21 protein-coding genes, 4 tRNA genes and 2 pseudogenes are annotated in these 23,096 nt (G+C 58.6%); 11 read left to right on the top strand and 16 right to left on the bottom strand.

Annotation, left to right across the window (positions count from 1 at the left end):
• Positions 1 to 20: 20 nt before the first annotated feature.
• From clpB to PSH69_RS25575, 5 genes are all read left to right on the top strand, one after another.
• Positions 21 to 2,585: an ATP-dependent chaperone ClpB gene (gene clpB / locus PSH69_RS25595; RefSeq protein WP_018925901.1), complete on the top strand. Its 2,565-nt coding sequence runs from the start codon at positions 21 to 23 to the stop codon at positions 2,583 to 2,585.
• A gap of 299 nt (positions 2,586 to 2,884) precedes the next feature.
• Positions 2,885 to 2,960: transfer RNA gene (locus PSH69_RS25590), tRNA-Asn, on the top strand.
• Positions 2,961 to 2,969: 9 nt separating this feature from the next.
• A tRNA-Pro gene (locus tag PSH69_RS25585) sits at positions 2,970 to 3,046 on the top strand.
• Between the two features lie 5 nt (positions 3,047 to 3,051).
• Positions 3,052 to 3,127, top strand: a tRNA-Lys gene (locus PSH69_RS25580).
• A gap of 95 nt (positions 3,128 to 3,222) precedes the next feature.
• Positions 3,223 to 3,299: transfer RNA gene (locus PSH69_RS25575), tRNA-Pro, on the top strand.
• A 185-nt stretch (positions 3,300 to 3,484) separates the two neighbouring features.
• Here the strand turns inward: PSH69_RS25575 and PSH69_RS25570 are convergent.
• The 4 genes from PSH69_RS25570 to PSH69_RS25555 form a co-directional block, all read right to left on the bottom strand.
• Entirely contained in the window at positions 3,485 to 3,886 is a 402-nt protein-coding gene (locus PSH69_RS25570; RefSeq protein ID WP_305410182.1) for an EF-hand domain-containing protein, read from the bottom strand.
• A gap of 339 nt (positions 3,887 to 4,225) precedes the next feature.
• Complete coding sequence (locus PSH69_RS25565; RefSeq protein ID WP_305410181.1) at positions 4,226 to 5,524, bottom strand: NAD(P)/FAD-dependent oxidoreductase; 1,299 nt, start codon at positions 5,522 to 5,524, stop codon at positions 4,226 to 4,228.
• Positions 5,525 to 5,584: 60 nt separating this feature from the next.
• Positions 5,585 to 5,758, bottom strand: coding sequence for a DUF3094 domain-containing protein (locus PSH69_RS25560; RefSeq protein ID WP_007938396.1), 174 nt, complete (start codon positions 5,756 to 5,758; stop codon positions 5,585 to 5,587).
• Between the two features lie 161 nt (positions 5,759 to 5,919).
• Positions 5,920 to 6,546: a DUF1780 domain-containing protein gene (locus PSH69_RS25555; RefSeq protein WP_007938395.1), complete on the bottom strand. Its 627-nt coding sequence runs from the start codon at positions 6,544 to 6,546 to the stop codon at positions 5,920 to 5,922.
• A gap of 128 nt (positions 6,547 to 6,674) precedes the next feature.
• On the opposite strand from PSH69_RS25555, the gene PSH69_RS25550 reads away from it, so the two are divergent.
• Entirely contained in the window at positions 6,675 to 7,142 is a 468-nt protein-coding gene (locus tag PSH69_RS25550) for an FAD/FMN-containing dehydrogenase (protein ID WP_305410180.1), read from the top strand.
• 26 nt (positions 7,143 to 7,168) lie between these two features.
• Here PSH69_RS25550 and PSH69_RS25545 read toward each other — a convergent pair whose 3' ends face one another.
• Together PSH69_RS25545 and PSH69_RS25540 are read right to left on the bottom strand one after the other, a co-directional pair.
• Positions 7,169 to 7,600 carry a potassium channel family protein gene (locus tag PSH69_RS25545; RefSeq protein WP_305410179.1) on the bottom strand — a complete coding sequence of 144 codons (432 nt, stop codon included), beginning with the start codon at positions 7,598 to 7,600 and terminating at the stop codon, positions 7,169 to 7,171.
• Positions 7,601 to 7,622: 22 nt separating this feature from the next.
• Positions 7,623 to 8,726 (bottom strand): AI-2E family transporter, encoded by a 1,104-nt coding sequence (locus tag PSH69_RS25540; protein ID WP_305412872.1) that lies wholly within the window; start codon positions 8,724 to 8,726, stop codon positions 7,623 to 7,625.
• A 329-nt stretch (positions 8,727 to 9,055) separates the two neighbouring features.
• On the opposite strand from PSH69_RS25540, the gene PSH69_RS25535 reads away from it, so the two are divergent.
• Entirely contained in the window at positions 9,056 to 9,745 is a 690-nt protein-coding gene (locus PSH69_RS25535) for an energy-coupling factor ABC transporter permease (RefSeq protein WP_305410178.1), read from the top strand.
• Between the two features lie 63 nt (positions 9,746 to 9,808).
• Positions 9,809 to 10,024, top strand: coding sequence for a hypothetical protein (locus PSH69_RS25530; protein ID WP_007938959.1), 216 nt, complete (start codon positions 9,809 to 9,811; stop codon positions 10,022 to 10,024).
• 9 nt (positions 10,025 to 10,033) lie between these two features.
• Here PSH69_RS25530 and yacG read toward each other — a convergent pair whose 3' ends face one another.
• Genes yacG through pilB form a run of 5 tightly spaced genes read right to left on the bottom strand, consistent with a single transcriptional unit; the run spans position 10,034 to position 14,645 of the window.
• Positions 10,034 to 10,234 (bottom strand): DNA gyrase inhibitor YacG, encoded by a 201-nt coding sequence (gene yacG / locus PSH69_RS25525; protein ID WP_305410177.1) that lies wholly within the window; start codon positions 10,232 to 10,234, stop codon positions 10,034 to 10,036.
• A complete protein-coding gene (gene coaE, locus PSH69_RS25520) occupies positions 10,231 to 10,854 on the bottom strand; it encodes a dephospho-CoA kinase (protein WP_026286732.1) in 624 nt (207 codons plus the stop codon). The genes yacG and coaE overlap by 4 nt, the downstream gene beginning before the upstream one ends.
• The gene (locus tag PSH69_RS25515) at positions 10,851 to 11,723 is read right to left on the bottom strand and encodes an A24 family peptidase (RefSeq protein WP_096479536.1); all 873 of its coding nucleotides are present in this window, start codon (positions 11,721 to 11,723) and stop codon (positions 10,851 to 10,853) included. Before PSH69_RS25515 ends, coaE begins: the two co-directional genes overlap by 4 nt.
• A gap of 1 nt (position 11,724) precedes the next feature.
• On the bottom strand, positions 11,725 to 12,942 hold the full coding sequence (locus PSH69_RS25510; protein ID WP_305410176.1) for a type II secretion system F family protein: 1,218 nt from the start codon (positions 12,940 to 12,942) through the stop codon (positions 11,725 to 11,727).
• Between the two features lie 2 nt (positions 12,943 to 12,944).
• A complete protein-coding gene (gene pilB, locus PSH69_RS25505) occupies positions 12,945 to 14,645 on the bottom strand; it encodes a type IV-A pilus assembly ATPase PilB (protein ID WP_305410175.1) in 1,701 nt (566 codons plus the stop codon).
• Positions 14,646 to 14,871: 226 nt separating this feature from the next.
• Here pilB and PSH69_RS25500 point away from each other — a divergent pair, with 226 nt between their 5' ends.
• From PSH69_RS25500 to PSH69_RS25490, 3 genes and pseudogenes are all read left to right on the top strand, one after another.
• Positions 14,872 to 15,291: a pilin gene (locus PSH69_RS25500; RefSeq protein WP_305410174.1), complete on the top strand. Its 420-nt coding sequence runs from the start codon at positions 14,872 to 14,874 to the stop codon at positions 15,289 to 15,291.
• Positions 15,292 to 15,415: 124 nt separating this feature from the next.
• Positions 15,416 to 15,586 (top strand): annotated as a pseudogene (locus tag PSH69_RS25495) (IS110 family transposase); the annotation flags it as partial.
• 282 nt (positions 15,587 to 15,868) lie between these two features.
• Positions 15,869 to 16,225, top strand: coding sequence for a BON domain-containing protein (locus PSH69_RS25490; RefSeq protein ID WP_305410173.1), 357 nt, complete (start codon positions 15,869 to 15,871; stop codon positions 16,223 to 16,225).
• A gap of 173 nt (positions 16,226 to 16,398) precedes the next feature.
• On the opposite strand, the gene PSH69_RS25485 is transcribed toward PSH69_RS25490, so the two are convergent.
• From PSH69_RS25485 to acs, 5 genes and pseudogenes are all read right to left on the bottom strand, one after another.
• Entirely contained in the window at positions 16,399 to 16,695 is a 297-nt protein-coding gene (locus PSH69_RS25485) for a DUF2845 domain-containing protein (protein WP_305410172.1), read from the bottom strand.
• On the bottom strand, positions 16,695 to 19,682 hold the full coding sequence (locus PSH69_RS25480) for a DUF748 domain-containing protein (RefSeq protein ID WP_305410171.1): 2,988 nt from the start codon (positions 19,680 to 19,682) through the stop codon (positions 16,695 to 16,697). Before PSH69_RS25480 ends, PSH69_RS25485 begins: the two co-directional genes overlap by 1 nt.
• 61 nt (positions 19,683 to 19,743) lie before the next feature.
• A complete protein-coding gene (locus PSH69_RS25475) occupies positions 19,744 to 20,760 on the bottom strand; it encodes a class I SAM-dependent rRNA methyltransferase (protein WP_305410170.1) in 1,017 nt (338 codons plus the stop codon).
• Between the two features lie 88 nt (positions 20,761 to 20,848).
• Positions 20,849 to 21,007: pseudogene (locus tag PSH69_RS25470) on the bottom strand (acetyl-CoA C-acetyltransferase); the annotation flags it as partial.
• Between the two features lie 39 nt (positions 21,008 to 21,046).
• The gene (gene acs, locus PSH69_RS25465; protein WP_305410169.1) at positions 21,047 to 22,984 is read right to left on the bottom strand and encodes an acetate--CoA ligase; all 1,938 of its coding nucleotides are present in this window, start codon (positions 22,982 to 22,984) and stop codon (positions 21,047 to 21,049) included.
• Positions 22,985 to 23,096 lie beyond the last annotated feature (112 nt).

The raw sequence follows: 23,096 nt of genomic DNA, 5'->3' as shown, positions 1-23,096 counted from the left end.
CTCAAAAGGAAGGTGAACCCATGCGTATAGACCGTTTAACCAGCAAGCTGCAGTTAGCCTTGTCCGACGCCCAATCCCTGGCTGTCGGCCTCGATCATCCGGCCATCGAACCGGCGCATTTGATGCAGGCCATGCTTGAACAGCAGGGTGGTTCGATCAAACCCCTGCTGATGCAGGTGGGTTTCGACGTCAACAGCCTGCGTAAAGAGCTGACCAAAGCGCTCGATCAGCTGCCGAAAATCCAGAACCCGACCGGTGACGTGAACATGTCACAGGATCTGGCACGCCTGCTCAATCAGGCCGATCGCCTGGCCCAGCAGAAGGGTGACCAATTCATCTCCAGCGAACTGGTGCTGCTCGCCGCGATGGACGAGAACAGCAAGCTCGGCAAATTGCTGCTCGGCCAGGGCGTGAGCAAAAAGGCGCTGGAAAACGCGATCAACAATCTGCGTGGCGGTGAGGCGGTCAATGACGCCAACCAGGAAGAATCACGCCAGGCGCTGGATAAATACACCATCGACCTGACCAAGCGCGCCGAAGAGGGCAAGCTCGATCCGGTGATCGGCCGTGACGATGAAATTCGCCGCACCATTCAGGTTCTGCAACGCCGCACCAAGAACAACCCGGTGCTGATCGGTGAACCTGGCGTGGGTAAAACCGCCATCGCCGAAGGCTTGGCTCAGCGCATCATCAACGGTGAAGTGCCGGACGGTCTCAAAGGCAGGCGCCTTTTGTCCCTGGACATGGGAGCATTGATTGCCGGCGCGAAATACCGCGGCGAGTTCGAAGAACGCCTCAAGTCCCTGCTCAATGAACTGTCGAAGCAGGAAGGGCAGATCATTCTGTTCATCGACGAGTTGCACACCATGGTCGGCGCGGGCAAGGGCGAAGGCTCGATGGACGCGGGCAACATGCTCAAACCGGCATTGGCTCGCGGTGAGCTGCATTGCGTCGGCGCGACCACGCTCAACGAGTACCGCCAATATATAGAGAAGGATGCGGCCCTCGAGCGGCGCTTCCAGAAGGTCTTGGTGGACGAGCCGAGCGAAGAAGACACCATCGCCATCCTGCGGGGCCTGAAAGAGCGCTACGAAGTTCACCACAAGGTGGCAATCACCGACGGTGCAATCATCGCCGCGGCCAAGCTCAGTCATCGCTACATCACTGACCGCCAGTTGCCGGACAAGGCGATCGACCTGATTGACGAAGCCGCCAGCCGCATCCGCATGGAAATCGATTCCAAGCCGGAAGTGCTGGACCGTCTGGAGCGTCGTCTGATTCAGCTGAAGGTGGAATCCCAGGCGCTGAAGAAAGAAAGCGACGACGCGGCGAAGAAACGTCTGGAAAAATTGCAGGAAGAAATCGCCCGTCACGAGCGTGAGTATTCGGACCTTGAAGAAATCTGGAATTCGGAAAAAGCCGAGGTCCAGGGTTCGGCACAGATCCAGCAGAAAATCGAACAGTCCCGTCAGGAACTGGAAGCCGCGCGCCGTAAAGGCGACCTGAACCGCATGGCCGAGCTGCAATACGGGGTAATCCCGGACCTGGAGCGCAGCCTGCAAATGGTCGACCAGCACGGTAAAAGCGAAAACCAGTTGTTGCGCAGCAAGGTGACAGAAGAAGAGATCGCTGAAGTCGTGTCGAAGTGGACCGGCATCCCCGTGGCGAAAATGCTCGAGGGCGAGCGCGAAAAACTGATGAAGATGGAAAGCCTGTTGCACCAACGTGTGATCGGTCAGGACGAAGCAGTGATCGCCGTCTCCAACGCAGTGCGGCGTTCCCGTGCCGGGTTGTCCGATCCGAATCGCCCGAGCGGCTCGTTCATGTTCCTCGGCCCGACCGGTGTCGGTAAAACCGAGTTGTGCAAGGCGCTGGCCGAGTTCCTCTTTGATACTGAAGAGGCGATGGTACGGATCGACATGTCCGAGTTCATGGAGAAGCATTCCGTGGCTCGTCTGATCGGCGCGCCACCGGGCTATGTGGGCTATGAGGAGGGCGGTTACCTGACCGAGGCGGTGCGTCGCAAGCCTTATTCGGTGATCCTGCTGGATGAGGTCGAGAAGGCCCACCCGGATGTGTTCAACATCTTGCTGCAAGTGCTCGAAGATGGCCGTTTGACCGACAGCCATGGCCGCACGGTGGATTTCAAAAATACCGTGATCGTCATGACCTCCAACCTGGGCTCGGTACAGATCCAGGAACTGATAGGGGATCGCGAAGCGCAGCGTGCAGCGGTGATGGATGCGATTTCCACGCACTTCCGGCCGGAGTTCATCAACCGGGTCGACGAAGTGGTGATCTTCGAGCCGCTGGCTCGGGATCAGATCGCGGGCATTACCGAGATCCAGTTGGGTCGCCTGCGTAGCCGTCTGACTGAGCGCGAGCTGAAGCTTGAGCTGAGTCCGGAAGCGATGGATAAGCTGATTGCTGTCGGTTACGACCCGGTCTATGGCGCACGGCCGCTCAAACGGGCGATCCAGCGCTGGATCGAGAACCCACTGGCACAGCTGATTCTATCGGGTCGTTTCATGCCCGGAGAGACCGCCAAAGGTGTGGTGGAACACGACGAGATCGTCTTTGTCTGATCCCCAGTGGCAACAAAATGAAAGAGGCCTCGCATTGCGAGGCCTTTTTTTCGATAGGCTGTTGAACTCAAAGGAAAATGCTTGTAAAGTGCGCCCCGCAGTAAGTCACCCCGAGAGGGTTTCTGCTCCCCAAGCAGGAATCTGAAATAAGTTGCAAATCATTAACTTGAAAGCAATTTAGGGGGTTGACAGAGGTGCTTAAGATTGTAGAATAGCGCGCCTCAGACACACGAACGCAGCGATGCGAACGGGTCGAAGAGGTGAAGCAAGCTTCACAGTTGTAAATTGAAATATGTAGTTCCGTGATAGCTCAGTCGGTAGAGCAAATGACTGTTAATCATTGGGTCCCAGGTTCGAGTCCTGGTCACGGAGCCAATTTCAAGCCGGGGTATAGCGCAGTCCGGTAGCGCGCCTGCTTTGGGAGCAGGATGTCAGGAGTTCGAATCCCCTTACCCCGACCATTTTTGGGTCGTTAGCTCAGTTGGTAGAGCAGTTGGCTTTTAACCAATTGGTCGTAGGTTCGAATCCCACACGACCCACCATTTTTGAAACCAGTTAACGCTGGAATCGAATCTTAAGATCAGACGCCAAAAGCTCTGTTCGCAGAAGGCGCCTTTCAAAGGTGCCTTTTTTTTACCGGGGTATAGCGCAGTCCGGTAGCGCGCCTGCTTTGGGAGCAGGATGTCAGGAGTTCGAATCCCCTTACCCCGACCATATTAAAAATCCTCGTATCGAAAGATACGGGGATTTTTTTTTGCCTCGAACAAATGCAGATTGCTTCCAAGGCAATGGAAGCGCAGAGCAGGGCTGGTGCTTTCGGTAAATCCTCCAGACAAAAAAAGCCCTGCTTATCGATGGAAAAGCAGGGCTTGGCTCTTCAGGGCTAAGTCTTCGCAGACTTAGCTGTTGTCTTTCAGGTGCTCGAACAAGCCTTTTGGCATTTGTTTGCCATTGGCTTCGTAGCTGGCTTTCACATTGTCGAAAGCCTCTTGTTCCGAGATTTGACCATCGTGGTTAGTGTCGATCTTGTCGAAGTCGCCCTTAGGCGCCACTTTCATGAACTCCGCACGGGACACCTGACCATCGCCATCGGTGTCGGTCTTGGCCATCGAGGCATCGCCGCACTTGCCTTCGCCACATTTGCCTTCTGGGGTTTTTACCGAAGTTTCAGCTGAGGCGACCATGTAGCCCTGGGTCAGTGGCTGCGCGGCGAATACGGAACCGGACAACATCAGGCCACCGGCCAGGACAGCGCCGAGCAGGCCAACGGTGTTTTTGCTGAGAGTAGTGGTACGGGACATTACAAATCTCCTGGGTTGCACGACACAACCGTTCGATAAAGGACGCCACGCAAGTGCGGCGATGACCGAAGCAGGCGGTGCCTTGCTCGGGTGTGACCATTTAGCGGGCGCGGTGTATCGCTACTGTGTCGTGCAAGGAGGGAGTTTGTAAGCGAAGGGGTGAAATCGTGGGGGAGATACAGTGAGACACAGAAGTGTTCACGGGGTAGACCGAGGCGCCTGCATCGCGGGCAAGCCACGCTCCCACAGTTGATCTTTGTTGGCCGCATATTTGCGTACGACGCAGATCCTGTGGGAGCGTGGCTTGCCCGCGATGAGGCCCTGACAGACGCCGAAAATTTAGTGCAGCTTGAGCCGCGGCTCGGTCCCACGCCCAATCTTGCTACCAAGCATCAACATCGCCGTACGGAACGCGCCATACAGCGCCATCTGGTGCATGCGGTACAGCGACACGTAAAACATCCGTGCCAGCCAGCCCTCGAGCATCACGCTGCCGGTCAGGTTGCCCATCAAGTTACCCACAGCCGAAAAACGCGACAGCGAAATCAGCGAGCCATAGTCGGTGTATTTGTATTCCGGCAGGGCCTTGCCTTCGATCCGTAGTTTCAGCGATTTGGCCAGCAACGAAGCCTGTTGGTGGGCCGCCTGGGCACGCGGCGGCACATTGCGGTCGCTGCCCGGTTGCGGGCAGGCCGCACAGTCACCGAAGGCGAAGATGTTCTCGTCGCGGGTGGTTTGCAGGGTCGGCAGCACTTGCAGCTGGTTGATGCGGTTGGTTTCCAGGCCGTCGATGTCCTTGAGGAAACCCGGTGCGCGAATCCCGGCGGCCCAGACTTTCAGGCTGGCGCTGATCACTTGGCCGTCGGCGGTAATCAGGCTGTCGGCGGTCACTTCACTGACTGCGGCATTGGTCATGACGTTGACCCCGAGCTTCTCCAGGGTTTTATGCACAGGCCCGCCGATCCGCTCCGGCAGCGCCGGGAGAACCCGTGGCCCGGCTTCGATCAAGGTGATGTGCATGTTTTCAGGCTTGATCCGATCCAGACCATAAGCTGCCAGTTCATGGGCTGCGTTGTGCAGTTCCGCTGCCAGTTCGACCCCGGTGGCGCCGGCGCCGACGATGGCCACGCTGATCTGTTGCACGGTGTCGGTCTGTCCGGCGTGGGCACGCAGGTAGTGATTGAGCAGTTGCTGATGGAAGCGCTCGGCCTGTTTGCGGGTGTCGAGGAACAGGCAGTGTTGCGCCGCGCCTTGAGTGCCGAAGTCGTTGGTGGTGCTGCCGACCGCGATTACCAGCGAGTCGTAAGGCACTTCGCGCGCTGGTACCAGTTCAAGGCCAGCGTCGTCGTAGGTGGCGGCCAGCTGGATTTTCTTCTGTGTGCGATCGAGCCCGCTCATGCGCCCCAGCTGGAACTCGAAATGGTTCCATTTTGCCTGGGCAACATAGTTGAGTTCGTCTTCGGAAGAGTTGAGCGATCCAGCGGCCACTTCGTGCAACAGCGGTTTCCAGATGTGGGTCAGGTTCGCGTCGACCAGCATCACACTGGCCGTGCCGCGCTTGCCCAGAGTCTTACCCAGACGGGTAGCCAACTCCAGACCGCCGGCGCCGCCGCCAACGATGACAATACGATGAGTCATGGGGATATCTCGCAAGGCTAAAAGAAATCGGTGCAATTACCCGAGCGAGCGCCAGGCAGCTCATAGCGTCAGGTAACTGATCAAGCGGCTCAACAGGCCCAGGCCAATGGTCACTGCCAACACCACCACCAGGAGCATCCACGGCCGGAAAGGCCGGCGCTCGACTTGGTGCTGGGACAGGTGCAGGTACTCTTCGACATGCTTTTGGTCGTCGGGGTTCAGGCGGCTGGTCATAAAGGCCTCGTCAGGTAGACGTAGCTGAATGTGCAGACGTTACAGCGGTTTGTCTGCGAGCGTTGAACGGTGCATGTGGTTCGGGTGAATGATTGCGCTTTGTAACATTCGGCCAGTGATTGCGCCATCCCGTGCAGTGTTGCCGGTAACTGTGGCGCTGCTCACAGGCTGATCCCCACGTCGAAGACGATGCTGCGGCCCAGATTGCTGCGCAGGAAGTCCGGGGCATCCGGGTGGGCGAAGAGCACGCGGGCGAAGGTCGGGCCGACCAGCGACAACGAACGCCAGCCCTGGCGCAGGTATTCGGTGGGTGGTGGAAAGTGGCTGTTGAGGTCTAGCACTTCGCGCTTGAGGCTGGCGAAGGCGATGATGTCCAGATCCCCCAGGTCCATGCCGCGTTCTTTGTAGTTGTGGGCTTTTTTGCGCAAGGTCGGCGCCAGTCTCAGCAGGAACTCATTGGCCGGGATGCGCCGGGGCTTGGCCTCGCGGCGCACCAGCTGGCTCAGGGAAAACGCGCTGCGCCGGCGTTGCAGTTCATCGCGCCATTCATCGTTGAGGCGCCGGCCCTCGTCGAGCACGAAGAACACCTCGAAATTCGCGTCGCGAAACAGCACGTCCGGCGGCTCCCCGGCGGGGGCAAACTCGTCGGCGCGGTAGGGAATGTTCAGGCCTTGCAGCAGGCGCTGGCAAACCCAACGCTCACGCTCCCATTTGCGGGCATTGGAAAGGAACGTGTTGGCTTGCTCGGCCGCAATGGTCAGCAGGCGTAAATAATCTGAGTCGTCCATAGGCCCAAGCTTAGCGTTCATTTGCGACAAGCAGAAAGCGTGAAATGGTAAACAGGGGCACTGGGCACCCGGAACGGGCGGTGTAGACTGATGGCCATTACGCATATGCGCTCGAACGAGGATAGAACGTGAAATATTGGCCGGTGTTATTGCTCAGTCTCCTGCCTCTTTGGGCCCAGGCGCTGGAGGTTGGCGAGCGCCTGGCGCCGTGGACCTTGCTTGATCAGTTCGATCAGGCCTTCACGCTCGATAACCAGACTCGGACGCTACTGGTGGCGCGTAGCATGGACGCCGCCAAACTGGTCGACGCCGCTTTGCAGGGCCAGCCCAAGGGCTACCTGGAGGCTCGACACGCGGTATTTGTCGCGGATATCCAGCGCATGCCTCAACTGATCGCGAAAATGTTCGCAGTACCGGCCATGCGCGATTATGCCTATCGAGTGATGCTTGACCGTGATGGTCGCGTGGCGCCGCGTTACCCCGGCGCCGCGGATAAAGTGCTGTGGCTGCAGCTCAAGGACGGTCAATTGGTGGGTGAGCACGAATACGCCACGGCGGCACAATTGCGCGAGGCGCTGGAGAAGGCCCGGCCATGATCGGCGCATGCCTATGGGCGTTGACGCTACTGTAGCCTGTCCGTGTTGTGCTTTATGACATCCATCACCGCAGCGGTCATCACCGAGGTGGAGACACCAAACATCAGAATACCGTTGGCTGCCTCCAATGGGCCAAGCAGACGCCAGCGAGAGGACATGATGATGTCTCCGTAGCCCAGCGTGGCGAAATTGACTGCCGAGTGATACAGCGCGGTGGTGAACTCGTCGAATTCGTCGAGCAGCATGAACAGCGTGGCCCAGATGGCGATCTGCACAAAATTACTGAACAGCATCAGCAGCATGACCATCGACAACAACAGGATATTCAGCCATTGCGTTTCAGGCGGTTTGGAATGCCTGAAACGCACGTATTGACGCAGGCATATCGTCACGAAAATGGCTTGCATCAGCAGGCAGAACAACATCACGGGAACGCCGGCCAATAAATTCAACAGCATGGGAATATCCTCGGCCGCCGTATCAGGTCTGTCCCTGGTTGTCTGTCCCGGGTTCTTGCGCTTGATCGTCCACCCATTGCCAGAACAGCCGATAACCGACCGCCAATATCACAGGGCCGATAAACAGGCCGAGGATACCGCTCGTGACCATGCCGCCCAAGGCACCGATCAGAATCACCGGCATTGGCACATCGACACCTCGACCTAGCAGCAATGGTTTGAGGACGTTATCGACCAGGCCCGCAACGAAGACATAGATGGCAAACACAATGGTCGCCGTACTGGCACCTTCGTTCGCGAAGACGTAGACGATGACCGGAAGGGTAATCAGGGTGGCCGGTAATTGCATGATGCCAATAAGCAACACCGCCAAGGCGAGAAGACCTGCGCCGGGGATGCCCATGGACACAAAGCCGATGCCGACCAACAGCATTTGAATGAAGGCGATGCCGACCACGCCCAACGCCACTGCCCGGATGGTCGCGGTGCACAGCTCGGTGATTTTCGGTCCCTTGACCGGACCGCAGAAGCGCGAAGCGATTTGCACTGCGCTGCGGTGGCCACTTTCACCATAGGCTAAAAAAATACCGGCAATAATCAGGGCGAAGATGAATAACAGGAGCCCCATGCCGGCCCCCGCCAGCTTGCTCAGCAGGGAGAGGCTGACACCTTTGATTTGCGGTATGAACTTCTGTAACAGGTCGGGCAGGTCGGTGACGGCTTGTGTCCATAAGCCATGAAGGGGTTTGCCCACGAGTGGCCAGCCGGCTACCGCATCGGACGGCGGGGGGATATGGAAACTGTCACTTTTGACCATGCTCATCGCCCTCTCCACGGAATCTGCAATCGAGGTTCCCAACAAATAGGCAGGCACCATGAGGATACTGATGGCGATCAGCACGATCAGCGTCGCGCTGAGCCCATCCTTGTTTCCCAGCAGGCCTTTGAACCTGACGTGCGATGGGTAGAGGGTGATTGCCAGGATTATCGACCACAGCATCAGATCGAGGAATGGACTGAATATCTGGAAGCAGAAAACCACCAGAACGGCAATCAACCCGGCACGAATCAGTACATCGAGCAGACCTCGGGAGAAAGCCTTCTCGGAAATGGGCGTGGGAACCATTGGTTTTTCCTCCTGTAGGTAGGAGCAAAGGCATGAGCTGGGTAAGTCCAGCATAGACGTGCTCCTCGTCACAGGTTGCTCTGGTTCAAGACTCTCTTTCCCCGCCCAACGCCCGGTTCGGGGCATTGCACAAAACGGATAGTGATCTCTGGGGATCAGCCTGCCGCTGCAAATGAACTTCATGGTGTTTGCCTTGCCCGGTGCGGTGGCCGCCATCGCCATTACCGCAGCAACGGATATGCCCCCCACGCCCCTCCGGAGCAAAGTCAAAGGGCGGTGTAGACTGATGACCTGTTCTCTTCTGGCAAGACAAGGGAGTGTGCCCAGCCATGATCGGTGCCGAGTTACTGTCATCCGAAACCCTGACGGTGGGGTGGCTGATCTATGTTCCGGTGCTGATCTGGGCAGTTACGCGAGCGCCATGGGTCGAGTTGTTCAGCGACAGCCGCCGCCAGCATTTGTTGTTCGGTACGGTGTTCGCGCTGTTCATGCTGTGGCTGGTGCGGCGGGACTTCGATACCGGCGTGTCCTATCACTTCATCGGCATGACGGCCGTGACGTTATTGCTGGATTGGCCGTTGGCGATTGTCGGCGGGTTGGTCGCGCAGGTGGGCTTGGTGTTGCTCGGGCGTCAGGACCTGGCCGCTGTCGGCGTAAACGGAGCGCTGCTGATTCTGCTACCGGTGCTGGTCACCGAGTGCTGCGCGATCCTGGTGGAGCGCGCGCAGCCGCGTAATCCCTTTGTGTATATCTTCTGTTCCGGTTTTTTTGCCGCTGCGCTGTCGGCCTTGTTGTGCCTGATCCTGACACTCACGCTGCTGTGGTACGACGAAAGATTCGTCATGCCGTACTGGCTGGAAGACTTTGTCGGTTACCTGTGGCTGCTGATTTTTCCGGAGGCATTCATCAACGGCATGGTGGTCAGCGCGTTGGTGGTGTTCTGCCCCGAATGGCTGGAGACGTTCAATCGCACGCGCTATCTATCGGCGCCCTGGAAAGATGACGATCCCAAATCTTGATCCACATCAAATCCAAAAAACGTTGACGAATCCATGCTTCGGAAAACTTTCAGGAGCATCGAAATGAGTGTCTACGAGTGGGCCAGGCAGGAGTTGCGTCAGAGTCTGGATGTGGCGCAAGAGGTGGGTTTCGATCCGGGATTGAGCTTGCGCGCCTTGCTCAGTGCAGTGGTGCAGCAGAGCAAGGCAGTGCGCAATATTGAAGACCTGGCCGATGAGTTGCGGTTTCTCGCCGAGAACCTCGACGAGGGCCAGGACTATGGCTTTATGCGGCCCTGATGGCCGGGATCAGTGACGCGGGTCGAAGTCGCCGCTGAACAACTCATCCTCGGCATCGGGGGCCACCGGAATCTTGTGCTCTTCCGACGCCCAGGCGCCCAGGTCGATCAGTTTGCAACGGTCCGAACAGAACGGCCGGAACGTGTTCTCGGGGCTCCATTCGACAGGGGCGCCACAGGTTGGGCAATCGACGGTCGGGGTTTGGCTCATGACTGGCCTCCACGCAAAGTAAGGTAAAAGTGATGCAGGCGTTCGACCTCGCTGTGCAGCCAGGCGAGGTCGCGGTCGTTGACCACCACATCGTCGGCATGGCTCAAGCGGTCCTGTCGGCTGGACTGAGCCTTGAGGATCGCCTGGACTTGCTGCTCGCTGGTCTGGTCACGCTGCAGGGTGCGTTCGATCTGTAACTGTTCCGGGGCATCGATCACCAGGACCCGTTGGGTCATGGCGTACTGCCCGGACTCGATCAGCAGCGGCGAAACCAGAATCGCGTAAGGTGATTGTGCCTTGGCCAGATGATGGGCGATTTCCTCGGCGATCAACGGATGCAGCAGCGCTTCGAGCCAGCGGCGTTCTTCCGGCACCTCGAAGATCAGCTTGCGCAGGGCCGCACGATCCAGCTGGCCATCGGCTTGCAACACGCCGGGGCCAAAGTGCTCAGCGATTTTTGCCAGTGCCGGGCGACCGGGTTCCACCACCCAGCGAGCCGCATGATCGGCGTCCACCACGTGCACGCCGAGGTCGATGAAGTGCTGCGCGGCCGCGCTTTTGCCGCTGCCGATGCCGCCGGTCAGGCCGAGAATCCAGGGTTTTTCCACAGGGGTATTCATTTCAAACCGACAAACTGCCAATAGAAGCCGGTTATTTGACCACCCCAGAGCAAGGCAATCCAGCCGGCAATGGCCAGATAGGGTCCAAAGGGTAGCGGCGTCGAGGTTTTCGCATCCCGCAGGCGCAGCAAAATCACCCCGAGAATGGCTCCTACCAGCGATGACAGCAGAATGGTCATGGGCAGGATCTGCCAGCCGCCCCAGGCGCCGAGCATCGCCAGGAGCTTGAAATCGCCGTAACCGATGCCGTCCTTGCCGGTGACCAGCTTGAACAGCCAGAACACCGTCCACAGCGCCATGTAGCCGGCCACCGCGCCCCAGAACGCGTCATGCAGTGATACGAAGAGCCCGAAGCTGTTGAGGACCAGTCCCAGCCACATCAACGGCATCACCAGTACGTCCGGCAACAGTTGATGTTCGGCATCGATCAGGCTCATCGCCAGCAAGCCCCAACTCAGGACCAGCACCATGCAGGCCTGCCAGCCGAAACCGAAATGCCAGGCAACGAACGCCGACAGCAGGCCGCAGGCCAATTCGGTCAGCGGGTAACGTTTACTGATCGGCGCTGCGCAGCTCGAGCATCGCCCACGTAAAAACAGATAACTGAGTATTGGAATGTTCTCCCACACTCGAATCCGATGGCCGCAGTGAGGACACTCGGAGTGGGGCAGTATCAGGTTGTAGGTCGGGCCGGGGGCTTCGGCTGGCAAGTCCAGTACGTCATGGGCCTGCAGGCGCCATTCACGCTCAAGCATTTTCGGCAGGCGCCAGACCACCACGTTGAGAAAACTGCCGATCAACAGGCCGATTACCCCTGCGGTAATCACGAAGGCCAGCGGGTTGAGGCTCAGAAATTCGTTCAAGGACATATCAGACCGCTGAGCCGAGTTGGAAGATGGGCAGGTACATTGCAACCACCAGCCCGCCGACGATAACACCCAGCACCACCATGATGAATGGCTCCATCAGGCTGGTCAGGTTATCGACCATGTTGTCCACCTCGGCCTCGTAGAAACCCGCGACCTTGTCGAGCATGTCGTCCAGCGCGCCGGACTCTTCGCCAATGGCCGTCATCTGGATCGCCATGGTCGGAAAGATGCCGGAGGTACGCATGGAAAAATTCAGCTGCATGCCGGTGGAAACGTCCTGCTTGATGCGTAGCACCGCTCGCTTGAACACGATGTTGCCAGTCGCGCCTGCGACTGAATCCAGAGCCTCGACCAGTGGCACGCCGGCGGCAAACGTCGTCGACAGGGTGCGGGCGTATCGGGCCACGGCGGACTTGTACATGAGCGCGCCAACCAGCGGCAGTTTCAGCAACCAGGCGTCCGTCCGGTCGCGAAAACCTGGAGAGTTCTTGAAGGCGTGGCGCAGGCCGAAGATCAGCGCTCCCAGTACGCCAAGCATCATCCACCACCAATCTTGCATGAACTCCGACAAGCCGATGACCATCACGGTGAACGCCGGCAGTTCGGCGCCGAACCCCGAGAATACCGACTGGAACTGCGGCACAACCTTGACCAGCAGAATGCCGGTCACAATGATTGCGACAAACACCACGGCCAGCGGGTAGGTCATGGCTTTCTTGATCTTGGCCTTGAGGCTTTCGCTCTTTTCCTTGTAGGTCGCCACCCGTTCCAGCAGGGTATCCAGGGCGCCGGCCTGCTCGCCGGCGTCCACCAGGTTGCAGTACAGCTCGTCGAAATACTGGGGCTTTTTGCGCAGGGCCGCAGCGAAGCTGTTACCGGCCGCGACTTCCTGTTTCACCTCGTCCACCAGCTTGCGCATGTTCGGGTTATCGAAGCCTTCGCCGATGATCTCGAACGATTGCAGGAGCGGTACGCCGGCTTTCATCATGGTCGCCATCTGCCGGGTAAACAGGGCAATGTCCAAGGGTTTGATGCGCTTACCGGCACTGAAAATGGACGCGGATTTTTTCCGTACCTTGCCCGGGTTGATACCCTGCTTGCGCAACTGGGCCTTGATCAGCGCGGGATTTTGTCCGGTCAGCTCGCCGGTCATTTTCGCACCTTTGCGATCCGTGCCTTCCCAGGCATACACGCTGATTTTCGCTGCTTTGACCGCCATATTCAGTCCTTCGTGACCCGATTGATTTCTTCAAGGCTGGTGATGCCTTGCATGGCCTTGAGCAAGCCCGACGTGCGCAGGTCGTTGAAGCCGTCCTTGCGCATCTGAAGGTCGATCTCCAGTGAATTGCCTTCGGCCATGATCAGCCGTTGCAGGTCAGGGGTGTTCTTTACCACTTCATAAATCCCCACTCGCCCTTTGTAGCCGGCGTTGCATTGATTGCAGCCGACCGGTTCATAGATCGTGAACGAGCCGATGCGTTCCTCGGGGAAGCCTTCCTTGAGCAGCGTCTCGCGGGGAATCTCGATGGGTTTCTTGCAATGGCTGCACAACTTGCGCGCCAGGCGCTGGGCAATGATCAGACTGACCGAGGTCGCAATGTTGAAGCCCTGAATCCCCATGTTGTGCAGGCGGGTCAGGGTTTGCGCGGCGCTGTTGGTGTGCAGGGTGGAAAGCACCATGTGCCCGGTCTGGGCGGCCTTGATGGCAATTTCGGCAGTTTCGAGGTCGCGGATTTCGCCGACCATGATCACGTCGGGGTCTTGGCGCAGAAACGAGCGCAACGCCTGGGCGAAATCCATTCCCTGCCTGGGATTGACGTTGACCTGGTTGACGCCCTCCATGTTGATTTCCACCGGGTCTTCGGCAGTGGAGATGTTGATGTCGACGGTGTTGAGGATGTTCAGCCCGGTATAGAGCGACACGGTCTTGCCTGAACCGGTGGGCCCGGTCACCAGGATCATCCCCTGTGGTTGCTTGAGGGCGGCCATGTACAGGTCTTTCTGCTCCGGCTCATAGCCGAGGGCATCGATGCCCATTTGCGCGCTGGACGGATCGAGGATCCGGATCACCACTTTTTCGCCCCACAGGGTCGGCAGGGTGTTGACCCGGAAGTCGATGGACTTGCTCTTGGACAGGCGCATCTTGATCCGCCCGTCCTGGGGTTTGCGCCGCTCGGAGATGTCGAGACTGGCCATGATTTTGAGTCGCGAAGCAATGCGGTTGGCCAGTTGCGTGGGTGGCTTGGCGACTTCATGCAGGATGCCATCGGTGCGCATCCGCACGCGGTAGGATTTCTCGTAGGGTTCGAAATGCAGGTCGGAAGACCCGCTCTTGATCGCATCGAGCAACATCTTGTGGACGAAGCGCACCACGGGCGCGTCATCGGTGTCCTGCCCGGCGATGGCGTCCTGTTTCTGGTCGTCGACCGACTCGATGTCCAGACCGTCGAGGTCGACATCGGCCATCTCTTCCAGGCCGGTGGCGTGGCTGTCGAAGAATTTTTCAATGGCGTCGCTGAGCTTGTCTTCTTCGACCAGGATGGCTTCGGTGTTCAGCCCGGTACTGAACTGGATATCGTTGATGACCTGTTGATTGCTCGGATCGGAAACCCCCACGAACAGTTTGTTGCCGCGTCGCCAGAGGGGTAGGGCGTGGTGCTGGCGGATCAGTTTTTCGCTGACCAGCCCCTTGGGTTGGGTGTCTTTTTCCAGGCAGTCGAGGTCCAGCAGGGCCATGCCGAAATGCTCCGAAGCCACCTCGGCGACCTGCCAGCTTTTCAGCAGTTTGTTTTGCACCAGATAACTGACCAGTGAGACTCGATCGCGTTGGGCTTGCTGATAAGCCTTTTGCGCACTTTGATCAGTGATCAGCTCGGCCAGCACCAATTGCTTGGCCAGACCGCTAAGGGCAATGTCATTCATTGGGATTCCGGACGCAGGCGGTTAATGACTTATAGCCTAGTCAAGCAGTGGAACCAAACCAGCCGAGGTGAGGTGACAAAAAGTGTCAGAAACTGCGTATTCTGGGAGTAGGAAAGGTCTTTGTCGTGATCCTGAGCCTAGTCTGCAGGGGGGCATACGACTTGGCATGACCTGTGCTGTACCCTGTACAGATCATGAGATTTCGACTCATGCATGGAGCCTGTCTATGAAAAATCAAAATGGTTTTACCCTGATCGAGCTGCTGATCGTGGTGGCGATCATCGGGATTCTGGCGACGTTTGCGTTGCCGCAGTATTCGAAGTACCAATCACGGGCGAAGGTCACCGCTGCGGTTGCAGAAATCTCGGCACTGAAGGTGCCTTTCGAAGACGTTATTAATCAAGGCACCGATATTGCCGCCCCCGCCGGGATCGGCGCGACGACCCCCACGGGTAATTGCACGATTACAGCGACGGGTACCGCCTCTACCGGTGCGGGCAGTATTGGTTGCACGATTCTCAACGCACCGGGGCCGGTGCTCGGAAAAACCGTTACGCTTTCGCGTACCCTCGCCGGTGGCTGGACTTGCGCCACCACGGTTGCGCCGGAGTACAGTCCAAAAGGCTGCACCGCCAGCGGCACCTGATTCACTTTGCCAGGCATCCCCAGTGCCCCGCCTCTCACGAAGCGGGGCATTAATGAGATGGTCACCCCCACACCCTGCGAGGGCTACGCTTTCGCAGGGTGTTTTGTTTTCGGAGGTCATCATCATGAGCGAGTCAGCGCTGATCGGGATCGATCTCGGTAAACACAGTTTCCAGCTGCACGGCCAAGACAAATTGGGCCGAGAGGTGTTTCGCAAGAAGCTCTCGCGTCAACAGATGATGACGCTCTTCGGCAATCTGCCGGCCTGTACCGTGGTGATGGAAGCTTGTGCCGGGGTGACCATAGATTTTTATGGGGCATTTTGGAGGGCGTCGGATAATCAGGAAAACTCCGACAATTCATGGCTTTAGGCCTGCGCTAAAACCCGCAAGTTGCATGTCGATAATTTTGTACTCATGCATTTTGCATGATTTCGAAAATTGTCATTTCTACTAAGTTATTGATTTGTATGTATTTATTTTTTATCGAGCAGTTGGCACAGCGTTCGCACTCTCTCTGGTAACCCTGCTGACAAGACGACACGCAGCAGACTTTCCAGAAGAACAGGAGTTACTCGTATGAAGAAGTTCGCTATCGCTGCCGCTACTGCTACCGCGCTGACCCTGACGATGGCCAACGCTGCATTCGCCCAGACCAGCCAAACCACCCAGGCTCCCATGACGCTGGCCGCCGGTGAAGTGACCAAAGCCAAGGAAGCTACTTCCGATACCTGGATCACGACCAAAGTCAAAGCAGACCTGGTGACTGAAAAAGGCATCCCTGGCACCGACATCAAAGTCGAAACCAACAAAGGTGTCGTGTCGCTGTCGTCCACTGTTGCGGTGACTGAAGCTCAGAAAGCCACCGCCGTGGCCATTGCCAAGAAAATCAAAGGCGTCAAAGCGGTGTCCGCTGACGGCCTGAAAGCCGAATAAGGCAAGGCTTCTCGCCTGGACCGGGAGAAGATGCGGCAGGCGGGCCAGGTCATACGTCTGTCGCTTTTTGAGAGTTCATGCGAAAGGCCATATGGACGTGGCCGTTACAGGCCCCGACATTCGTGTCGGGGCCTGTTCTATTGTGAGCAACGCAAAAAACTGTGGGAGCGAGTTCAGTTACCGCGTTTGCTGGTGATTTGAACCAACCGGTTTCCTTCAAAGCGCAGGTACTGGTACATCCCGCTGTTGGGCCCGTAGGTCCATTCCTCAACCTGAAACTCTTCCCGTCGATTGGCGCTGCGCTTGTAGCCCAGCAGGTCGCGGGCGACGGGCTCTCCGCATTTTTGCAGCACTTCGCTGGACCTGTCCCCGACGCTGATCAATTGACTGCCGCAGCGCAGGGTATCGGCCGCCTCGGCTTGGCCGGCAGCCAATACCAGGGCCAGGCTCATAAACCATTGCGCGCCCATCACTCGGCATCCAAATGCAAGGCCGTCACCACGCGGCCGTCGCTTTCGGCCTCACCGAGGTTGGCGTCGATGAAGTACACGCGGTCATCGGCCAGCTGCCCTTTGTCCACCAGGTAGTCCTTGATGCTGCTGGCCCGTTCCTGGCCCAGCTGACGCAACAGAACCTCGCTGGAGCTCCAGAAACCGATCACGCTTTCACGCATTTTTTTGTTGCGTTCTTCCTTACCCAGATCCTTCCATTCCGCGGGCGGCTGGATCTTGAGACGTGTGCGGTAGATTCCTTCGAGCAGAGGGCCTTTCTCGCCGTCCGGCACTTCCAGCATGGAGGCCTGGGCCGGCACCTTGTCACCGCGGCGCTGGAGCATTTTGTAGTAGTTGTACTGGTATTCCCGTTCCAGGCGTTGCTCGGCGAGCAGCGGGCCGTCGCTGCTCTTGGCGGCAGTGCCTTCGATTTCCAGGCGCAGGGCCGGACGCTCCTTGAGCGCCTGGGACAGTTTGATCAGTGTCGCTTCGGCTTCCTTGCTCAAGTCACTTGAACCTGGTGCAAACGCCACGGTGCCCAAGTCCTCTGAACCACCGCCGCTGACCAGCCCGCCAATCATTTTGAACGGCGCCGCGGCCGCCTTCACGATCAGATTGCGCAGGGTCTGCCAGATGATCGGCATGATGCTGAACTGCGGGTTGTTCAGGTCGCCGCTCACCGGCAGTTCGATGGAAATCTTGCCGTCGACATCCTTGAGCAAGGCAATCGCCAGTTTCAGCGGCAGGCTTACTGCATCCGGACTGTCGACTTTTTCACCCAGTTGCAGCTGCTCGACCACCACTTTGTTTTCGGCCAGGAGCTGACCGTTGGTGATCTTGTAATGCAGATCCAGATTGAGCCGGCCCTTGCGGATGCGGTAACCGGCGAACTTGCCGGAATAGGGCGTCAGGGTCGTCAGTTCTACCCGTCTGAAACTGGTAGCGATGTCCAGGCTGGCCATTGGGTCGAACGGGTTGACCGAGCCCTTGATGGTCACCGGCGCATAGCGGTCGACCTTGCCTTTGATGTCGACGTTGGCCGGTTTTACATGGCGGCTGTCGATGGTGCCGATGTTCCCGTTCAGTTGTTGGACGGCCGTGGCGAAGTTCGGCGTCAGGCTGAAGTCGGCGAAGTTTGCCGAACCGTCATTGATGGCAATGCCGCCGATGTGGATGCCCAGCGGTTTTTCTTTTCCGGCTGCCGGTTTGGCCGCGGCGGTCTTGGCGCCGGAGTCGGCCGGTTGCGGGATCAGCAGGTCATCGATGTTGGTGGTGCGGTCATCGTTGATCATGAAGCGCGCATAGGGCTGGAACAGATTGACCTTGTCGATCGACAGGCTGTCGCCGTGCTGATAGTTCAGGCCTTCGAGCGCCAACTGTTGCCACTTGAGGAAGTCACGGGTTTTCAGAGTGTCGAGGGTATGCAACTGGTCGATCTGGGCTTTGCCTGTGACGCTGAACGCCAGCGGCTCGGTGCTTTTCAAGTCGACCGCCAGATCACTGCCCAGCATGCCGCTACGCAGTTCGAGGCGAATGAACGGATTGATGTAGGACTGGGCGACGCGCAGGTCGATATCCCTGGTCTGCACGTTCAGTTTGGCGCTGATCGGGGCCAGATTGACCGTGCCGTCCGCCATGATCTTGCCTTGCTTGCCCACGCCCGTGTCGAGCTTGAGGTTGAAAGGGGAGCCATTGAGGCTGTCGAAATTCTGCAGGTCCAGGTTCAGCGGACCGAGCTCCAGCGCTACGGCGGGTTGTGCCTTGCGGTCGGCCAGGTGCACCTGATAATTACGCAGTTGCACGTCTTTGAGCAGCACCTGCCAGGGCTTGCTCGGCGCTGTCGGTTCGGGCTTCGGTGAATCGGCTGCCGCGGGTGTGCTGGTGGGTTCAGCGTTGGCTTTGGCCGCCTGTTTGGACGGCTGGCTGGCGAACAGTTTTTGCCAATCGAGTTGCCCATCGGCTTCGAGGGCTGCCCAGGTTTCCAGTTTCTGGCTGCGGATCTTGCCGACCACCACTTGCTGCTTGGCCAGGTCCACGGTGGTGTCGCTGATGTCCAGCCGTTCGAGCTTAGCCAGCGGTCGGCCGTCCGGCGCCTTGATGGCGAAAGGTGCGACGCTGACGGCGACGTTGTCCAGCAGCAGTTCGGTGCCTTTGTTCAGATTGAGTTTGTAGTCGGTGCTCAGGTTCAGGACGCCGTTTTCCAGGACCAGTGGCACAGCATCGCGCACATAGGGCCAGAAGGATTTCATCTTGCCATCGGTGATTTTCAGCTTACCTTCAGAGGCGATCGGGCTCAGGCTGAAATTGCCGGTCCAGTCGATCTGCCCGCCGGCCGGGCCGACCGCGACCAGGGTCATGTCGGCGTTGTCGTCGGGCAGGGTGCTGAGGTTCTTCAGCTCGAAATCGAGTTTGTCGTAGAGGAACTCGATGGGCTCGCTGGGCCGGGCATCTACGAAATGCAGGTAGCCGCCGGCCAGTTTGATCCGCTCCACGCGCAGCGGAAAGGGTTTGGCGTTCGGGTCGACCGGGGTCGGTTCGCTGGCGGGGATTTTGAACAGCCCGAGAAGATTGAGCTGGCCGTCCTTGCCGAAGAGTATTTCGGTCTTGGGTTTGTCCAGTTCGATATCCGACAGATGCAGCGCCTTGGTCCACAGGCTGTCGATCTGCAGGTTGGCGTACAGGCGTTCGAAGCCCACTTGTTCCTTGCCCGGCTCGCCGATGATCAGGCCCCAAAGGGTTACTTCAAGGCTGAACGGGTTGAGTTCGATCCGCGAAATCGTCGCGGGCGTCGTGGCGTAGTTGGCCAATTGCTGGTTGGCAACCCGCAACGCGATGCCCGGCAAAATCAGAAACCCCAGCAGGCTGTAAAGGGCCAGGGCTGTTAACAAGGCGCCGATAGCGCGGATCAATCCTTTGGGCATGTGTGGCTTCATCTGTCGGAATCGGAGTGCCTTGGAGTATGGCATGCGTTTGCGGTTCCGAAGCAATCACGCCTTATAGGATTTGTCTGATAACGGGTGTGGATTGTCAGAGCTGCAGGATCAGCGTTTTCAGCGGTGGCTGTTGATCCATTGACGGGAAATCGCCGCCCGGTTTCATCACTGTCCATTCGCGAACCGGACGACCAGCCTTCTCTGCGCAGCGCAAAACCTGTTCACGCCAATCGTCCATGCTGACCTTCGCCAGGTTGTTGCAGCAGATCAGCACGCCGTTGTCGGCGGTGGTCAGCAGCGCCGGTTTGAGCAGGCTCTGGTAGTCGCGCAACAGGTCGACCGTGCCGAAAGCACTCTTGGCCCAGGCCGGTGGATCGAGCAGCACCAGATCGTATTGACGCGGCTCCAGGCGCTGATAGCTCGGCAGTTTCTGCCCACGACGCTGGCTGATCGGCAGGCCGGCCAATTGACGAATCGCCGGGAAGTAATCGGACTGGATGAACTCCATGGTCGGCAATTGCGGGTTAAGCAAACCGTTCTCGCGGCCGACCGCCAGGTTGCCTTCGGCAAAGTCCAGGTTGCACACCTCGCTGGCACCACCGGCCGCAGCGCAGAGACCGACGCCGCAGGTGTAGGCAAACAGGTTCAGCACACTTTTGTTTTTGCTGTGCGCCTTGACCCAGCCGCGGGCGTTGCGCAGGTCGAGAAACAGCAACGGATCCTGGCCGGCATGGCGCCCGCGAACCCGGTAGTTCAGCCCCCATTCGTGGCCAATCAAGTCTTGCAGGGCGGCCTCGTCGGCGCGGTAGACGGTGTCTTCGCGGTCGATGCGCGAATTGCCGCGAGAACGGTCGTTGTACACCAGCAAGGTATCGAGCCCCAGCTGTTGATTGACGGTCTCGTGCAGTTGCAGCAGGGCGTCACGCTCCAGCGCCTGATGAAAACTTTGCACCAACAGTTGTGGGCCGTAGCGGTCGATGGTCAAGCCGCCGGCACCTTCCTGGCTGCCATGGAACAGGCGATAGCAATCGGTGCCTTGCTGATGCAGCTCGGCGAGCAGGTCCTGGCGACGATCGAGGGCGGCGCACAGCGCCTGATTCAAGGAAGACATGCTGGGCGCCTTGCTGGAGGGAATTGGGCGCGGGAGTTTAACAGCTATGGGCTTTGAGTTTGGGTGGCAAATGTGAGGGATGTGGTGGCTGTGAGGCGGCAGCGAAGGCGTTCTGGGCTTCACCGCTGATGCCGTACTTGTCCACCAGGTTCTCGGCAGTGATGCCCGTGTGGTAATCGTTGAACGTATTCCACAAACCGTCGCTGATCATCGTGTCGACGATCTGGCTGTGGTCCTTGCGCAAACCCGCCGAAAGGCTCGACCAAGCGGCGGGTGCGCGAGCGCTTTATGAGTTCAGGCGTTTGTCGATCAAGCCTTGCACCACGCTCGGGTCGGCGAGGGTCGAGGTGTCGCCCAGGCTGTCCAGTTCGTTGCAGGCGATCTTGCGCAGGATCCGTCGCATGATCTTGCCCGAACGGGTTTTCGGCAGGGCCGGGGCCCACTGGATCAAGTCCGGTTTGGCGAAGCTGCCGATTTCCTGGCTGACATGGGCCAGCAGTTCTTTCTTCAGATCGTCGTTGGGGTCGACGCCGTTCATGGGTGTAACAAAGGCGTAGATGCCCTGGCCTTTGATGTCATGGGGGTAACCGACCACGGCGGCCTCGGCAATGCTGTCGTGCAGCACCAGCGCGCTCTCCACTTCGGCGGTGCCGATGCGGTGCCCGGAGACGTTGATCACGTCGTCGATGCGCCCGGTGATCCAGTAATCGCCGTCCTCGTCGCGGCGCGCGCCATCGCCGGTGAAGTAGTAGCCGGGGTAGGGTTTGAAGTAGGTTTCGACCATCCGTTTCGGATCGCCGTAGACGCTGCGGATCTGCCCCGGCCAGCTGGACTTGATCGCCAGCACGCCACTGCCGGCGCCTTTGATTTCCTTGCCTTGTTCATCGAGTAACACCGGTTGTACGCCGAACATCGGTTGGGTGGCGCAACCGGGTTTGATCCTTTGAGTGCTGACCAGCGGGCTGAGCATGATGCCGCCGGTTTCGGTCTGCCACCAGGTATCGACAATCGGGCAGCGTTGCTCGCCGACCGTATTGAAATACCACTCCCAGGCTTCCGGGTTAATCGGCTCACCGACAGTACCGAGTAAGCGCAGGCTCTCGCGGGATGTTTCCTTCAACGGCCCGGAACCTTCACGCATCAACGCGCGCAGGGCGGTCGGGGCGGTGTAGAAGATGTTGACGTGGTGCTTGTCGATCACCTGCCAGAAGCGCGAGGTGCTGGGGTAGCTCGGTACGCCTTCGAAGATCAGTGTGGTCGCGCCATTGGCCAGCGGCCCGTAGACAATGTAGCTGTGGCCGGTGACCCAGCCGACATCGGCGGTGCACCAGAAGACTTCACCGTCGCGATAGTCGAGCACGTATTTGAAGGTCATCGCCGCTTGCAGCAGGTAGCCGCCGGTGGTGTGCAGCACGCCTTTGGGTTTGCCGGTGCTGCCGGAGGTGTAGAGGATAAACAGCGGGTCTTCGGCGTCCATCGGCTCTGGCGGGCAATCGTCACCGACATCGCGCAGGGCCTGGTGATACCAGAGGTCGCGGTCTTCAACCCAATTCACCTGGTTTTGGGTGTGCTCGACCACGATCACACTGCTGACGTGCGGGCAACTTTGCAGGGCCTTGTCGACGTTTTGTTTGAGCGGTACGAATTTACCGCCGCGCACGCCTTCATCGGCGGTGATTACGGTGCGGCAGTCGGCGTCGAGGATCCGGTCACGCAGTGAGTCCGGGGAGAATCCGCCGAACACCACTGAATGAATCGCGCCGATCCGCGCACAGGCGAGCATGGCGTAGGCGGCTTCGGGGATCATCGGCATGTAGATGCACACGCGGTCGCCTTTCTTCACGCCACGGCTTTTGAGCACGTTGGCCAGTCGACAGACGTTGTGATGGAGTTTTTTGTAGGTGATCTGGATGGATTCGGCGGGGTCATCGCCTTCCCAGATGATCGCGGTTTGATCGCCACGCTTTTCCAGATGACGATCGATGCAGTTGTAACTGACGTTTAACTTTCCGCCGGCAAACCAGCTTGCGTCACCGGTTTTCAGGTCGTACCGCTGAACGGTCTGCCACGGCGTGCTCCAGTCGAGGAACCGTGTGGCCTGTTCGGCCCAGAAGGTGCTGGGGTGTTCAATGGATTCACGGTACAGGCGCTTATAGTCGTCCTGACTCAACTGTGCAGCCCGGCGGACGGCATCGGCTTTGGGGAACGTGCTGATATCGAACATGACGGTTCCTTATTCTTGTTTTGCGACAAGAGGGGAGCTGCGCGACCCTCGTAGGGGCTGCCGAAGGCTGCGATCTTTTGATCTTGTTTTTTACAACCAGGATCAAAAGATC

This window comes from Pseudomonas sp. FP1740 (assembly GCF_030687165.1).
In the GTDB taxonomy this organism is placed as follows: Bacteria; Pseudomonadota; Gammaproteobacteria; order Pseudomonadales; family Pseudomonadaceae; genus Aquipseudomonas.
The sequence above is the reverse complement of the archived record's forward strand: the minus strand, read 5'-3'. Positions and strand labels throughout refer to the sequence as shown.

What these genes read in the sequence shown, in the direction of transcription:
- clpB (WP_018925901.1), top strand. Translation starts at nt 21, where the DNA reads ATGCGTATAGACCGTTTAACCAGCAAGCTGCAGTTAGCCTTGTCCGAC.
- PSH69_RS25570 (WP_305410182.1), bottom strand. Translation starts at nt 3,886, where the DNA reads ATGTCCCGTACCACTACTCTCAGCAAAAACACCGTTGGCCTGCTCGGC.
- PSH69_RS25565 (WP_305410181.1), bottom strand. Translation starts at nt 5,524, where the DNA reads ATGACTCATCGTATTGTCATCGTTGGCGGCGGCGCCGGCGGTCTGGAG.
- PSH69_RS25560 (WP_007938396.1), bottom strand. Translation starts at nt 5,758, where the DNA reads ATGACCAGCCGCCTGAACCCCGACGACCAAAAGCATGTCGAAGAGTAC.
- PSH69_RS25555 (WP_007938395.1), bottom strand. Translation starts at nt 6,546, where the DNA reads ATGGACGACTCAGATTATTTACGCCTGCTGACCATTGCGGCCGAGCAA.
- PSH69_RS25545 (WP_305410179.1), bottom strand. Translation starts at nt 7,600, where the DNA reads ATGCTGTTGAATTTATTGGCCGGCGTTCCCGTGATGTTGTTCTGCCTG.
- PSH69_RS25540 (WP_305412872.1), bottom strand. Translation starts at nt 8,726, where the DNA reads ATGGTTCCCACGCCCATTTCCGAGAAGGCTTTCTCCCGAGGTCTGCTC.
- PSH69_RS25535 (WP_305410178.1), top strand. Translation starts at nt 9,056, where the DNA reads ATGATCGGTGCCGAGTTACTGTCATCCGAAACCCTGACGGTGGGGTGG.
- PSH69_RS25530 (WP_007938959.1), top strand. Translation starts at nt 9,809, where the DNA reads ATGAGTGTCTACGAGTGGGCCAGGCAGGAGTTGCGTCAGAGTCTGGAT.
- yacG (WP_305410177.1), bottom strand. Translation starts at nt 10,234, where the DNA reads ATGAGCCAAACCCCGACCGTCGATTGCCCAACCTGTGGCGCCCCTGTC.
- coaE (WP_026286732.1), bottom strand. Translation starts at nt 10,854, where the DNA reads ATGAATACCCCTGTGGAAAAACCCTGGATTCTCGGCCTGACCGGCGGC.
- PSH69_RS25515 (WP_096479536.1), bottom strand. Translation starts at nt 11,723, where the DNA reads ATGTCCTTGAACGAATTTCTGAGCCTCAACCCGCTGGCCTTCGTGATT.
- PSH69_RS25510 (WP_305410176.1), bottom strand. Translation starts at nt 12,942, where the DNA reads ATGGCGGTCAAAGCAGCGAAAATCAGCGTGTATGCCTGGGAAGGCACG.
- pilB (WP_305410175.1), bottom strand. Translation starts at nt 14,645, where the DNA reads ATGAATGACATTGCCCTTAGCGGTCTGGCCAAGCAATTGGTGCTGGCC.
- PSH69_RS25500 (WP_305410174.1), top strand. Translation starts at nt 14,872, where the DNA reads ATGAAAAATCAAAATGGTTTTACCCTGATCGAGCTGCTGATCGTGGTG.
- PSH69_RS25490 (WP_305410173.1), top strand. Translation starts at nt 15,869, where the DNA reads ATGAAGAAGTTCGCTATCGCTGCCGCTACTGCTACCGCGCTGACCCTG.
- PSH69_RS25485 (WP_305410172.1), bottom strand. Translation starts at nt 16,695, where the DNA reads ATGGGCGCGCAATGGTTTATGAGCCTGGCCCTGGTATTGGCTGCCGGC.
- PSH69_RS25480 (WP_305410171.1), bottom strand. Translation starts at nt 19,682, where the DNA reads ATGCCATACTCCAAGGCACTCCGATTCCGACAGATGAAGCCACACATG.
- PSH69_RS25475 (WP_305410170.1), bottom strand. Translation starts at nt 20,760, where the DNA reads ATGTCTTCCTTGAATCAGGCGCTGTGCGCCGCCCTCGATCGTCGCCAG.
- acs (WP_305410169.1), bottom strand. Translation starts at nt 22,984, where the DNA reads ATGTTCGATATCAGCACGTTCCCCAAAGCCGATGCCGTCCGCCGGGCT.